Below are 12,654 nucleotides of genomic sequence, written 5' to 3' on the forward strand. Positions count from 1 at the left end.
TCGCGGGGGAGGTGACCTGCCGGCTGTGGGTGGGTGGTCGGATGGGGTCCCCGTGCCCATGTGGGCACGGGGCCAGGAGCTCAGCCGCGGTTGCCCACCTCGCGGTCCGCTCGAGTCTGGCGTGCTTCGCGCCAGATGACGAGTAGCGAGACCACCAGGATCAGGCCGGAGAACAATCCGATTCTCGAGCCTCGGGTCACCAAGATGATGGAGACGATCAGGAGCACGCCGTAGCTGGCTGTGAGAACCCAGCGACTGGCCGTCACTGCTCCGGCTCAGTGCCGCCGTCGTTCTGAGCGGACGAGGAGTGCGCGCCCGAGGTGGTCTGGGTGGTCTTCCGCCGGCGCTGCACCCGCTGCACCTTATCGGGTGCCGCCAGCCCGATCTTTTTCAGTTCGTCGGCGGTCCAGCCGCCGCTGTTCACGGCGGCCTGGAACGCGGCGGTGTCGTTCTTCTCTGCCTCCTTCAGCGCGTCTCGTGCCTCGTCGAGGGCGCCGCGTGCGGTGATCGCCCGGCGGATGTAGTCCATCCGGTCGTTGAGCAGCCGCTGCGCGGCTTCTTCTGCTTGCTGGGGGTCGGTGAGCTTCGCCATGCCCCCAGGTTAACGGACGCACACCGTTCGTTCCAGAGACCACGCCTGCTCAGCTGCCGCTTCGCACCCGTGGTGCCCCAGCGGAGCAAAGCTATGTTTTATGTGCCATAAAACGGGTGCACCGCTGGCCCTGCCGGTTTTGCGGTGGCACACTGGTCGTGTGGGGCCCACGGTGTGGGGGCGCTGCGCTGGGCCGGCAAGGAGAGGAGGTGCTGTGGTGGAGCAGGAGAATCCGCGTCGGGTGTGGAAGTCGAGACGGAAGCGGATCGAGGGCAAGACCCAGTACGTCCGGGTGTCCATGTCCGAGGCCGAACGTGCTCAGTTGATGGTGCTGGAGCAGCAGACCGGGCTTTCACCCTCGGCGCTGATGGTCGAGGCCGTGTTCGGTTCGGCGGATCCAGTGACGGTGCAGCTGCGGCGGAACCAGCTGGTCGAGTTGCTAGCGATGCGCCGGCTGATGGCCACGATCTCGAACAACGTGAACCAGATCGCCCGGCACGCCAACAGCACCGGTGAGGTGTTGCCGGAGGCGGTCGAGACGATGCGTGAGGCTCGGCGGTTCGGTGAGGAAGTGCTGGCGAAGCTCGAGGAGCTCGCGCCGTGATCCCGAACATCACCAAGGGTGACAAGCCGGTCGGGCTGATGAAGTACCTGGTGGGTCCGGGCCGGTCTAACGAGCACACCGACCCGCACCTGGTGGGCGGCTCCCCGCTCATCATGTCGTGGTACGACGATGTGCAGCTCAACGAGGACGCCGCGGTGTCGATCGCCCGCGAGGTGGATCTGAACCGGCGGATGCTGGGCTTTGATGCAGACACCAAGCACATCTGGCACTGCTCGTTGTCGATCCCGTACCAGGACCGGGAGGTCACCGACCAGGAATGGTCGGACATCGCGGCCCGGTTCATGGACGAGATGGACTTTACCGAGGCTGGGGCCAAGGCTCCGTGCCAGTGGGTTGCGGTGCATCACGGGCGCTCGACCAAGGGCAACGATCACATCCACATCATGGCCTCCACGATCCGGGAGGACGGGACGAAGTGGGCCGATGGCAACGACTTCTCCCGGGCGCAGAAGGTCGCCCGGGGGATCGAGAAGGACTTCAACCTCATCCAGCTCGGCAACCACTCCGAACGGTGGCTGCAGCAGGGCGAGCTCGTCCGGGACAGCACCCGGGAGCCGACCCGGTTCGCGCTGGAGCGCACCGTGCGCGCGTGCGCGGTGGCTGCCGAATCGGAGGCCCAGTTCGTCCGTTTGATGCGCCGGGCGAAGCTGCTCGTGCATCCCCGGTTCGCCGCCGGCACCGACTCGGTGGTCACCGGGTACTCCGTGGCGGAGCGCCCACCGAAAGGGATGCGGCCACTGTGGTTCGGCGGCGGCAAGCTCGCCCAGGACCTCACCCTCCCGTCCCTGCGGACCCGCTGGCCGGACACCCCCGAGTCCGCCCAAGAGGCATCCGAGGAGTGGATGGCGGCCAAGCGGCACCGTCGCATCGTGCACCCCGACGCCCCCGGTGCGGCCCTGGACGAGGAGACCGCCCGACGGTTGGCCGGGGAACTAAAAGAGGTGCGCCGGCGGCTGGTCACCATCGCCCCGGACGACCACCAGTCCTGGGCGCACGCGGCCCGCGAAGCCTCCGGGGTGTTCGCGGCGTGGTCCCATGCCACTGAGGACGGCCAAGGCCCCTTGGGACGCACCGCCCGCGTGCTCGCCCGGTCGGCGCACCGATCCGGGGTGAAGATCACCACCCCATTGGAGGCGCCGCTGCGTACCAGTGGCACCACCGCGTTCCTGCTGGCGGCCACGCGCGCCCCGTCCCCGGCGGCCCAGGCGCTGATCATGAACCAGATGCTGCGGATGACCCAGGCGTTCTACGAGATGCACCAGGCCAACAAAGACCTGCGCGAGACCCAGCTCATCAACGACGCCTTCGAGCAGCACCTGGCCGCCGTCGCCGAGCCTCTGCCGGAGGTCGGGACCTCCGCGCCGGCGCGTTCGGCCTCCCACGCTGGCCCCGCGCGTGAGCGCGGTGCGCTGCGGGAAACCCAAGGACCCACCGCCACGGTGCGCCCCTACGTTGACCACACCCGCCCAGAGCACGGAATGGAGCTGTAGCGACATGAGCACACAACCCGACGGCGTGAATGAGCTGCTCTCCCGGGACCTCCAAGCGGCGATGGCCGTGGCCGGGCGCTGGGGCGAGATGATGGCCCGCCAACGCGCCGAACGACTCCGCCAACGAGTCATGGAACAGCAGCACCGGCGGCGCGAGCTCGAGGAGCGCTTCGAGGCCGAACGCGCCATCATGCGCGCCGAGCTGGCGCCGGTGGACCAGGACCGGTTCTGGGAGACCGCGAAAGCTGAGGACATGGCCGGCCACTACGGGCTGGCCCGCCAGTGGGAGCACCACGACGAGGCCGCCAAGGCCGCACGCGGACGGATTGAGTCGGAGGTGAAGGATCGCCACGGGCTGAGCGTGGAGGACTACCTCGAGGAACGTACCCCAGAGCCTCAGCGCACGGAATCTGTTGAGCAAAAGACCACCGCCCGCGAAACTGTCGATGCGCAACGCGACCACGCCGAAGCCGCCCGCCACGCCGCCGTGGCCGCACAAGGCGACCTGCAGAACGACACGGACGTCCGCCACGCGGCCGCCGAGGCCGAAGAGTTCTGGGACTCAGGAGACCGTAGGGCGCGCCTGGCCGACAGCCTCATGGCCGCCCTCGGCGGCACCGAGGAGGGCCGCGACGGGGTGCAAGCCCGAATGGCTGCGGAGCGGGATCAGGGCGCTCCCCCCATAGAGGCAGCGCGATCCACTGAACGTGGTCCCAGAGCTCGCAAGAACACCGGGCGTGGCGCAGGGCGAGAGCGCGATCTCGGCCTCAGCTGAGGCCGAGAACGGGGTAGCCGCGTGCCACCCGCGGCTTCATCGCCCGCCGCGCGTGTTCGTTCCGGGCCCGCACGTCGGGCTGGTGAACGTCAGTGCGCTTTGCGCCTGGAGCGGGTTGTGCGAGCTCCTGCTGGTGCAGCTCAGCCGGCCACTCGTCTGGCGGGGTGCCGACGAAATCCGTACTGAGACTCAACCGGAAGCCCCTGCACAGCGCGCAAGGTCACCGTCGGGTGGGGACCGCATCGACGTTCAGCACAGACTGTGTGAGTACGCGCACGCCCTCCTCGATGTGGGCGATATCGGTCCACTCCTCCGGGCAGTGGCTCCGTCCTCCCGCTGATGGAACGAAGATCATTCCTGCCGGGGCAAGCCGCGCCATTTCGACACTGTCGTGAGTGGCGCCGGAGTAGAGCCGGACGGCATCATGCCCGATCTGGGCGGCCGCATCGGCAATGATCCCGGAGAGATCGCCGTCCATGATGGCCGGGAGGTCTGTGTGCCCCCACCTCAGGGAGCTGGACGTGCGGTGCCTGCCATCAATCCGATGCATCTCCTGTGCCAACTGGTCCTGTAACGCGTCGAGCACGGTGCCCTCCGGGCTGCGGAACTCTCCGGTCACTCGTGCCTGTTCGGAGATGACGTTCGTGAGCGGACTCGAAGTGGTGACAGTACCTACCGTCCCGACCGTGTCCCGGCCGGCGGCTGCTATGCGTTGTACGGCCAGTACTGCATCGGCGGCACAGCACATGGCATCCTGGCGGGTTTCCATCGGTGTGGTGCCGGCATGGTCGCGACGTCCGTGGACGTCGAGAACAAAGGTGCTGATCCCACACACTCGCGTCACTACGCCGATGCCCACTCCCTCCTGCTCCAGAACCGGCCCTTGCTCGATGTGCAGCTCGAGGTAGGCCGCGACTTCCTTGGTGTCCCATCGGCAGCTCGACGCACGCTCCGGGGCGTGTCCTGCGGAACTCAACAGCTCGGCCAGCGTGAAGCCGGTGTCGTCCGCCGCACTGAGATGCTCTGGGGTGAGGGCGCCCGCGATGGCGCGTGACCCGACCAGCTTCACCCCTTGAGCATTGCCTTCCTCGTTGGCGAAGTCGACGACTCTCAACTGGTGATGCAGGCGGATTCCGGCTCGCTGGAGCGTGCGGACCACTTCGATGGCTCCGAGAACACCGATGATTCCGTCGAAGCGGCCACCGCCGGGCACTGTGTCTGTATGGCTGCCGATGACGATGGCCGGGACCGCCGAGTCCGCGCCTTCGAGCACGCCGATGACATTGCCGACAGCGTCGACGTGCGTGCGGAGACCCGCCTCGCGCATCTGAGTCGCCACCCATGCCCGCCCGGCGACGTCGTACTCGCTGTACCCGACCCGTGACCATCCAGGCAGGTCGGGGTCGACCACTGTCGCCAGGTGCGAGAGCCCCTGTTGGATGAAATCGATCTCGGGGTCCATGTGCGTGGTCACGACACCACGCTTCCGAAGGCCGGCGACACCTGCGCTCCGACGTGCTGGGTGCTGGTTGCCGCCAGGTCTACCGCGCGCCGGACAGCTGACGAGATGGTCGTGCCCGGCTGGGCCAGTTCGTGAGCCAGCGCACCGCAGAAAGCGTCACCGGCTCCGCTGGTGTCGACCACGTCGACTGGGGGCGCCGGTACCCACTCGACCATTGCGCCGGTCGGATCGAAGATCGCGGCCCCATCGGCGCCGAGGGTCACCACGAGCGTCCCCTGGAACGCGAGGTGGGCCACACACTCTTGCACCTGCTCCATCGAGGTCGGGGTGGGCCTGCCGGCGAGTTGACCCAACTCCGTCCGGTTAGGCACTAGGACGTCGACATGCTTCAGAAGTGGCATCAGCGTCTTGAGGTCCGGCATCGGGGCAGGATTCAAGATGAAACGATGCGGCGTGCGTGCTCGAGCCGCCGCCAGCAGCGTTGGCACCGGAACTTCGAGCTGTGCCAGCAGCACGTCCTCGGTGCCGGAGCGGACCGTTCGTGAGACCCACTCCTCATCGAGGTCCGCGTTGGCCCCCGGGTCAACCACGATGAGATTCTCTCCATCGTCCGACACCAGGATGACTGCGGTTCCCGTAGGGGTGTCCTTCGCGCGGAGCGTGTCAGAGGTGTCGATGCCTCGAGCCTGCAGCGCGGCCAGGCCGTGCTCACCGTGTGCGTCGGCGCCGACTGCTCCGACGAAGCGCACCCGGCTTCCCAACGCAGCCGCGGCAGCCGCTTGATTGGCGCCCTTGCCCCCGGGGGAACTGTGGCGACTCCGGGCGAGAACGGTTTCTCCGGCTCCGGGGAGACGGGCCACCCGCAGCGTCGTGTCGATGTTGAGGGAACCGACGATGCAGACCTGACCCGCGGCGCTGTTCACGACCGCCGGCCCAGGGAGTCGAGGGCCTCCAGGACCAGGGACCAGTAGCGCTCGGTGTCCAGTGTCATGGCGACCTGGGCATTGGGTGCCTGCTCGGGATACCGCCTGTGCAGGTCGACGATGGTGGTGCCGCGCGTCCATGTGCCGTCCAGCTCGACGGCCAGGAAGGCCGGGCACCAGACGATGGCCGCGGGATCGATGAGGGCCGCGATCGTGCAAGGGTCGTGCACCGGCGGGGCGTCGAAATCCCAGACGCGGTGGTAGGAGGACCCGAAGAAGCCCATCCACCCGGCGCACACCTTTCCGATCTCATGCGTCATGGCCGCCATCCGGTCAACAACGTCCTGAGTGGCCAGTGCCTGATGGGTGAGATTGAGACCGACCATCCGGATGGGAACCCCGGAGGCCAGGACGATGTCGAGCGCTTCTGGGTCAGCGTAGGTGTTGAACTCGGCCGTAGGGGTGTGGTTGCCCCGTTCCGTGGAACCACCCATGAAGATCACCTCGCGGATCCGTTCCGCGAGTTCGGGGGTGTCCCGGAGAAGTCTGCCGACGTTGGTCATCGGCCCGGTGACCACGAGCGTGATCGGTTCGATGGAGGCACGAAGCGTTCTAGAAAGCAGGCTCACCGCGTCCTCGCTCTGCGGCTCGAATCCCGGATCTGGCATGGGCGGCCCGTCCAGACCGCTGACGCCGTGCACGTAGTTGCCCAGAGCAGTCGCCCCATCCAATGGACCGCCGGCGCCGGCGGCTACTGGGATGTCGGTAGCGCCGGCCAATGTGAGGACCTGGATGGCGTTGCGAGTGGCGTCTTCAACAGAGCAGTTGCCGAAGCACGTGGTGACGGCGAGCAGTTCCACGGCGGGAGAGCTGACGGCCAGCAGCAGGGCGACCGCGTCGTCGTGTCCGGGGTCGCAGTCGATGATGATCGGCGTGGTCATCACTTGCCCTCCCCAGCCAGCCAACGCAGCGTGGACCCCACGAGCGGTGCGAAGCCGTCCCAGTCCAGGAACTCCTGCGGGCACCAGTGCGGACCGATGTCGGAGGTCCACACCAGGCTCCGCCCTGATCCGACCTCTCGCGTCGCCAGCAGGACGTCGTCGCCAACGGTGGCGATGACTGAGGCGTCAGGCGTTGCGTGGACCTCGTTGTAGCCGAGCAGCGCTGGAGCCCCGAGGCACGCTTGTCCCAGAGGGTGGTCCGGCTGCAGCACGTTCACCGGCGCGCCCTGCGGCGCTTCGACCCGGTCGTCTCCGGCGATCATGGTCACAGGCAGGGTGTCGGCGATGGGGCTGCGGGCGAAATTGGCGATGCCTTGGATTCCCTGAAAGCTGAGGTAGCCCCCGGCCATCATGAGGCCGCCGCCATCATGGGTCCACTCTCGCAGCGCCACCAAGGAGTTTTCGCTGCGCTCACCCTTCTTCCACGTCTCCGGGGTCAGCACGAAGGAGTTGTACCCGATGTCCGAGATGATGACGACGTCATAGGCCGACAGGGCTTGGGCTGTGCGAGGAAAATGGGCTGGGACGTCGTGCCCATACATTTGTTCGATCTCGATGCCCTGTTCACCGGCGGCTGCGATGAAGGCGTCCGCGCCGGTGTCGAAGGTCGTGCTGTTGAAGTGGTCGAAGCCCTTGTGGTGGGTTTCGTGGACGATCCAGCTCTCGCCGGCGAGTAGAACACGGGTCATCGGGGTCTCCTTCAGGTAGGTCAGCCAGCGGCTGTGACGCGCCCCTCGAAGAGGGCGCGGGGGTTGTCGACGAGCAATTGGTCGGTAGTGCCACGATCGATGCCGTGCCGGTGCATCCGGGGGACGAAGTACTGCAGGATGTGCCCGTATCCGGGGCCTCCGTGGCTGCGCAGCAGCGACTTCAGGAAGATGTCCTGAGAGATCAGCAACTGGGCCGCGTGTCCGCGCTCGATCAGGCGCGCCAACCAGGCGGCGTTCTGTTCGTCGGAGGGGCACTGCACGCCCTGGTCGGCGTAAAACACCTCCATGCCGATCATGTCGAACTGGAGCCAGGCACCGCGGGCCAACAGGCTTTCCTGATAGCTCGAGTCCGCACCGGAGGGGCCCATGTGGCAGAGGACGACTCGTTCCATGGCCACGTCGAGGCCTTCGGCGATGTCGAGCACTTCGTGGCCGAGTCGGTACCAGCCAGGCAGATGCACCTGGATCGGCAGATCGGTTTCTTTCTGCGCGAGGAACGCTCCGGTCAGGCTGCGTCGCTCGGCCTGGGTGAAGTCCGCGCTGACCCCGATCTCCCCGATAATCCCCGGGCGTACCCCGGACTCACCGTGGGTGATGTCCTCGAGAATCCGCTCGGCGATGTGCTCGCTGTCCAGGTGGGCGACCTCCGCCGGGTGGCTGGCCTCCAAGTAGTAGCCGGTGCCGGCGACGATGTTCACGCCCGTGCGCCGGCTGATTTCGGACAGGCCGGCGAGATCGCGGCCGCTGCCCAGACCGGAGGTCTCGACGATCGTTCGTCCGCCGAGTGCGGCGAACCGGGCGACTTCCTCGATCGCGGCCTCGTGATCGTCCAGTGTGCAGTTGTCCTGATTGCCGAAAGGGTCCTGCTTGAGGTCCCACAGGATGTCAGGCGTGACTGGACGTGTGGCGAAGTCGGCAGGATCCCACCCGCGGGAGGTGGTGCTGTGGGACCAGGAGCGGACATCGTTGAGGATGTGTTCGTGGGTCAGGGTCACACCGAGTTCGGCGGCGCTGACAGGCCCGGTCACCGTCATGACCGCAGTCACGCGGTGTTCCCCGCAAAGCGGCTGAAGATCTTGCTGTTGAGCAGGATGGCGACCACCAGAATGATGCCTTGCACGATCGGCACCCAGTAGACATCCACCCCGAGAAGCACCAGGCCGTTGCTGATGATGCCCAACGTCAGTGCCCCGATCGCCGACCCAATGATCGAGCCCCTGCCGCCCATCAGGCTGGTGCCGCCCAAAACGACAGCGGTGATGACCTCGAGTTCGAACATTGTCCCTGAGTTGGGCGATCCGCTGGAGAGACGAGCCGCGGTCAGGATGCCGGCAAGAGCGGCCGCGATTCCGGTCATGCCGAGCACTGCCATCCGGATCCGTCGGATGTCGACACCGGAGCGGCGCAGCGACTCAGCGTTGGATCCCACAGCGATGACGTAGCGTCCGAATCGTGTCTTGCCGAAGACGTACCACGCCAGTAGCACGACGCCGATAGCGATCCACGTCGGGATGTAGAGCCCGAGGAACTTCGCCTGCCCCAAGGACGTGATCAGCGGCGACTCGATCGGCGCGCTGTAGCCCTCAGTGACGAGCAACGCGACCCCCCGCACAGCGGTGAGGGCCGCCAGCGTCACGATGAACGACTGCAGGCGACCGTAGGCGGTCAGTGCGCCGGTGAGCATCCCGATGCCAAGGCCCAGCACCAAAGCCAGCAGCAGGGCCAGTACGGCGCTCCCGGAGGAGGCCCACAGCCCCAGCGCGGCGGCCGACAACCCGAGGACGGAGCCCACGGAAAGGTCAATTTGGCCTGTAGTGATGACGAAGGTCATGGCCATCGCGACGATCACGGTGGGAGCGATCTGGCGCAGGACGTTGACGAGGTTGTCGGCGCTCATAAACGCATCGGCCTGGACGGAGAAGAAGATGAAAAGCACGACGAAGACCAGGCTGATGGACAGGACACCGAAGTGCTTGGTGGCAAAAGCGGAGCGGGACCCTTTCGCCTTCTGTCGGTTGGCGGGTGCGGCTGTTGTAGTGGACATTGCCTCAGATCACTTCCCCATCATGGCGTTCACGAGTTCGGTCAGGTCGGTCTCGGCCGGGGCAAGCTGACGGTGCTGGATGCCTTCGTAGAGGACGACGAAGCGGTTACACACCTCGAAGAGGTCCTGGAGCCGGTGGGTGATGAGGATGACGCTCACGCCCCGGGCGGAGACATCGCGTATCAGCTGGAGCACCATCTCGACCTCCTTGGCCGCGAGAGCGGCCGTGGGTTCGTCGAGAACGAGAACCTTCGGGTCGAACGTGACAGCCCGGGCGATCGCAATCGCTTGGCGCTGGCCGCCGGATAGCGTTCCGACTTCCTGTGTGGTGTCGCTGATGCGGATGTGTAGCTTGGCCAGATCCTCAGCGGCTTCTGCATGCATGCGGGCGCTGTCCAGGCGCCGGGTCAACGGGTGATACAACTCCCGGCCGAGGAACAGGTTGGCGGCCACATCCAGGTCGTTGCACAGTGCGAGATCCTGATAGACCATCTCTATTCCATGAGTGCGTGCAGCTCGCGGGCCGGAGCCGGTCATTTCGTCCCCGTCGATGAGGATCTCTCCGGAGTCCGGGGTGACGGCACCAGCCAGCATCTTCATCAGCGTCGACTTGCCGGCGCCGTTGTCCCCGACGAGTCCAATCACTTCGCCGGGCTCGACCCGGAGGTTCACCCCCCGCAGAACTTCCATGGCACCGAAACGCTTACGGATCTCTCTCATCTCTACGCGTGCTGGAGGCCGTTGCGTCTCCGTGGTTGCTTGGGTCATCTGCGATGAACCTCCGGGTCAAAGGTGGTGGGTGGTCGATCAGGGGAAGATGGAGCGGTACTCGTCGACGTTCTCGCTGGTGACGATCTCGATCGGGACGCCAATGAATCCCTTGGGCTCAGCGCCACCGAGGATGGCATCGAGTTCGTTGACGGCTTCGACGCCTTCCTGCTTCGGGTTCTGCTGGATCACCGCGCGAACCAGTCCGCTGTCGATGCCGCTGATCACTTCCTTGGTGAGATCCCAGCCGATGATCTGGGTGTCGTTACTGCCCTCCAGGGCTGCCACCGCACCGACGGTCGCGGGCTCGCCCGTGGTGTAGACGAAGTCCAGATCCGGCTGAGCCGTGATCAGGTCCTGTGCTGCATTGGCGGCGGTCTCCTGGACGTTGTCGCCGTTGACGCTCTGGGTGTACTCCGCGCCGTTGTCATCGATGACGGCGCGGAAACTGTCCTCGCGCTGGTTCTGGATGAAGGAGTTCTTGGCGTCGACGACTCCGTAGCTCTGTCCGTCGACCAGTCCCTCGTCGATCATCCACTGCGCGGCCTCGGTGCCGGCGGCCTCATTGTCGACGCCTACGAAGGTGTCCACGCCTTCGACCTCCGCATCAATGGCCACAACAGGGATGTCCTGTCCCTGGGCCGCTTCAACGGCAGGTGTCACGCCGTTGACGTCGATGGCAACGACGATGATGCCGTCCATCCCCTGAGAGACGAAGTTCTCGATGTGCGAACTCTGGGTGGCCGAATCATTGTTCGCATTCGCGATAGTCAGCTCGCACCCAGCAGCTTCGGCCGCTTCCTGCGCACCTTCGTTCATCTGCGTGAAGAAGACCGCTGTCTGGTTGATCTGCGTCATGCCGATCTTGCAGGACTCGCCTTCGCCGGCGGCTGACGATTCCTCGCTCCCGGAGCCGCAAGCCGACAAGGACACGACAGCGGCTAGGCCTACGCCAAGACGAAGAGGGGCGGACGAGCGTCGGTTCTGGTTCATAGCTACCTCCAAGCAGATACTCGGTAATCGATTACCGAGGTACCCTGACGGTAGCCTGTGCATTGTTGCGGGCAGAAGACGCCACATATAACGGTTAGGTAACGGCCGAACGGGGGACGGGTGCAGGCTCGTACGACACGCGTCACCGTCAAAGACGTCGCAGCTCATGCGGGAGTCTCTGTCGCGACGGTCTCTCGCGCGTTGAACGGCAATCGACCCATGTCTCTGGAACTCCGCGGCAAGGTGTTACAGGCGGCCACCGAACTGGGATACCGGGTCAATTTGCTGGGTCGTGCGCTACGGCAGCAGCACACCGGTACCGTCGGGCTGATCGTGCCAGACCTGGACAATCCGTTCTTCGCCGCCCTCGTCGAGCATCTGAGTCGGGCAGCAGAGCCAGCGGGCATAGACCTGTTCGTCACCAGTGCCGGCGGCAGCCTGGAAGCCGAGCAGCGCAGAGTGCAGTCATTCCTAGGCCGCCAGATGCAATCCCTGGTCATGATTCCCTGCGATGAGCACGACAGCAGAGCGAGTCTGGATACGGCAATGGCCGAGGTCGTCACCGTGCAGCTGGACCGTCATGTCCTCGCGTCCGGAGCCCTGTACGTCGGCTGCGACAACTTCCACGGGATGTCCTTGATCCGAGATCATGTGCGAACACATGTGGCGGTGTCGGAGCAACCGGTCGTGTTCGTGGGGGCCGACCCCCGGTCATCATCGGCGCACGAACGGCTCGATGGTTTTCGCCAACATTTCCCCGACGCTCCCATCCTGCTCGGTGACTTCAACGTCCGTTGGGGGCAAAGGGCTGCTGACGAGCTGGTGGATAGGGGCTTTCGGCGCGGCACTCTAGTGACCGCAGCCGACGTCATCGCTCTCGGCCTCCTCGGCCGCCTGCAGTCGAAGGGCTTTCGGGTGCCGGAGGACTTCCGTGTCATCGGATTCGACGGCATCGGGGTGACGCCGCTGGCCTATCCGGAGCTGACGACGGTGCGGCAACCCGTGGAGGAAATGAGCCTCACCATCCTGCGCCTTGTCAGTGAAGGTCCGAGATCAGAGGCGGAGACGAACATCCGCCTGGAGCCGTCGTTGGTCATCGGGAGATCCAGTCCAGAGTCGTGAACACCTGCACTGGACAGACGCCCGTAGGCAGGATGGGACGAGTTCTCTCACCTGTTTCTACTCGTCCTACTTAACCGGTAGGCACGGATGTTGATGAGGCGGGAGTTGGCGACGTCGTCAGCGTTCTCGGGGCTTCTGGCGTGCGGCGA

14 protein-coding genes are annotated in these 12,654 nt (G+C 65.8%); 4 read left to right on the forward strand and 10 right to left on the reverse strand.

What is annotated here, in order from left to right:
* Positions 1-80: 80 nt before the first annotated feature.
* Positions 81-227, reverse strand: coding sequence for a hypothetical protein (locus Q0817_RS15730; protein ID WP_298590299.1), 147 nt, complete (start codon positions 225-227; stop codon positions 81-83).
* 35 nt (positions 228-262) lie between these two features.
* On the reverse strand, positions 263-592 hold the full coding sequence (locus Q0817_RS15735; protein WP_298590302.1) for a hypothetical protein: 330 nt from the start codon (positions 590-592) through the stop codon (positions 263-265).
* Positions 593-806: 214 nt separating this feature from the next.
* Here Q0817_RS15735 and mobC point away from each other — a divergent pair, with 214 nt between their 5' ends.
* The 3 genes from mobC to Q0817_RS15750 are packed head-to-tail and all read left to right on the forward strand — an operon-like array spanning position 807 to position 3,482.
* Positions 807-1,196 carry a plasmid mobilization relaxosome protein MobC gene (mobC, locus tag Q0817_RS15740; RefSeq protein ID WP_298590305.1) on the forward strand — a complete coding sequence of 130 codons (390 nt, stop codon included), beginning with the start codon at positions 807-809 and terminating at the stop codon, positions 1,194-1,196.
* Complete coding sequence (locus tag Q0817_RS15745) at positions 1,193-2,707, forward strand: relaxase/mobilization nuclease domain-containing protein (RefSeq protein ID WP_298590308.1); 1,515 nt, start codon at positions 1,193-1,195, stop codon at positions 2,705-2,707. Before mobC ends, Q0817_RS15745 begins: the two co-directional genes overlap by 4 nt.
* Positions 2,708-2,711: 4 nt before the next feature.
* The gene (locus Q0817_RS15750) at positions 2,712-3,482 is read left to right on the forward strand and encodes a hypothetical protein (protein WP_298590311.1); all 771 of its coding nucleotides are present in this window, start codon (positions 2,712-2,714) and stop codon (positions 3,480-3,482) included.
* Positions 3,483-3,702: 220 nt separating this feature from the next.
* Here Q0817_RS15750 and Q0817_RS15755 read toward each other — a convergent pair whose 3' ends face one another.
* The 8 genes from Q0817_RS15755 to Q0817_RS15790 all read right to left on the reverse strand — a co-directional run bounded on the left by Q0817_RS15755 (position 3,703) and on the right by Q0817_RS15790 (position 11,248).
* Entirely contained in the window at positions 3,703-4,956 is a 1,254-nt protein-coding gene (locus Q0817_RS15755) for a M20 family metallo-hydrolase (protein WP_298590314.1), read from the reverse strand.
* Positions 4,953-5,867 carry a ribokinase gene (locus tag Q0817_RS15760; RefSeq protein WP_298590317.1) on the reverse strand — a complete coding sequence of 305 codons (915 nt, stop codon included), beginning with the start codon at positions 5,865-5,867 and terminating at the stop codon, positions 4,953-4,955. The genes Q0817_RS15755 and Q0817_RS15760 overlap by 4 nt, the downstream gene beginning before the upstream one ends.
* Positions 5,864-6,808, reverse strand: coding sequence for a nucleoside hydrolase (locus tag Q0817_RS15765; RefSeq protein ID WP_298590320.1), 945 nt, complete (start codon positions 6,806-6,808; stop codon positions 5,864-5,866). The genes Q0817_RS15760 and Q0817_RS15765 overlap by 4 nt, the downstream gene beginning before the upstream one ends.
* Positions 6,808-7,557, reverse strand: coding sequence for a glutamine amidotransferase (locus Q0817_RS15770; protein WP_298590323.1), 750 nt, complete (start codon positions 7,555-7,557; stop codon positions 6,808-6,810). The genes Q0817_RS15765 and Q0817_RS15770 overlap by 1 nt, the downstream gene beginning before the upstream one ends.
* A gap of 20 nt (positions 7,558-7,577) precedes the next feature.
* The gene (locus Q0817_RS15775) at positions 7,578-8,624 is read right to left on the reverse strand and encodes a phosphotriesterase (protein ID WP_298590326.1); all 1,047 of its coding nucleotides are present in this window, start codon (positions 8,622-8,624) and stop codon (positions 7,578-7,580) included.
* Positions 8,621-9,622 carry an ABC transporter permease gene (locus Q0817_RS15780; RefSeq protein ID WP_298590329.1) on the reverse strand — a complete coding sequence of 334 codons (1,002 nt, stop codon included), beginning with the start codon at positions 9,620-9,622 and terminating at the stop codon, positions 8,621-8,623. The genes Q0817_RS15775 and Q0817_RS15780 overlap by 4 nt, the downstream gene beginning before the upstream one ends.
* 9 nt (positions 9,623-9,631) lie before the next feature.
* Entirely contained in the window at positions 9,632-10,312 is a 681-nt protein-coding gene (locus Q0817_RS15785) for an ATP-binding cassette domain-containing protein (RefSeq protein ID WP_298590332.1), read from the reverse strand.
* Between the two features lie 117 nt (positions 10,313-10,429).
* Positions 10,430-11,248 carry a substrate-binding domain-containing protein gene (locus tag Q0817_RS15790; RefSeq protein WP_298590335.1) on the reverse strand — a complete coding sequence of 273 codons (819 nt, stop codon included), beginning with the start codon at positions 11,246-11,248 and terminating at the stop codon, positions 10,430-10,432.
* Between the two features lie 255 nt (positions 11,249-11,503).
* Between Q0817_RS15790 and Q0817_RS15795 the strand changes: the two genes are divergently transcribed.
* Positions 11,504-12,505 carry a LacI family DNA-binding transcriptional regulator gene (locus Q0817_RS15795; protein WP_298590338.1) on the forward strand — a complete coding sequence of 334 codons (1,002 nt, stop codon included), beginning with the start codon at positions 11,504-11,506 and terminating at the stop codon, positions 12,503-12,505.
* The last annotated feature ends 149 nt before the right edge of the window (positions 12,506-12,654 follow it).

It is taken from the genome of uncultured Kocuria sp. (genome assembly GCF_947500125.1).
Classification (GTDB): Bacteria; Actinomycetota; Actinomycetes; order Actinomycetales; family Micrococcaceae; genus Kocuria.

Coding starts and splice junctions, on each gene's coding strand:
- Q0817_RS15735 (WP_298590302.1), bottom strand. CDS start 592: ATGGCGAAGCTCACCGACCCCCAGCAAGCAGAAGAAGCCGCGCAGCGG.
- Q0817_RS15770 (WP_298590323.1), bottom strand. CDS start 7,557: ATGACCCGTGTTCTACTCGCCGGCGAGAGCTGGATCGTCCACGAAACC.
- Q0817_RS15785 (WP_298590332.1), bottom strand. CDS start 10,312: ATGGAAGTTCTGCGGGGGGTGAACCTCCGGGTCGAGCCCGGCGAAGTG.
- Q0817_RS15750 (WP_298590311.1), top strand. CDS start 2,712: ATGAGCACACAACCCGACGGCGTGAATGAGCTGCTCTCCCGGGACCTC.
- Q0817_RS15780 (WP_298590329.1), bottom strand. CDS start 9,622: ATGTCCACTACAACAGCCGCACCCGCCAACCGACAGAAGGCGAAAGGG.
- Q0817_RS15765 (WP_298590320.1), bottom strand. CDS start 6,808: ATGACCACGCCGATCATCATCGACTGCGACCCCGGACACGACGACGCG.
- Q0817_RS15790 (WP_298590335.1), bottom strand. CDS start 11,248: ATGACGCAGATCAACCAGACAGCGGTCTTCTTCACGCAGATGAACGAA.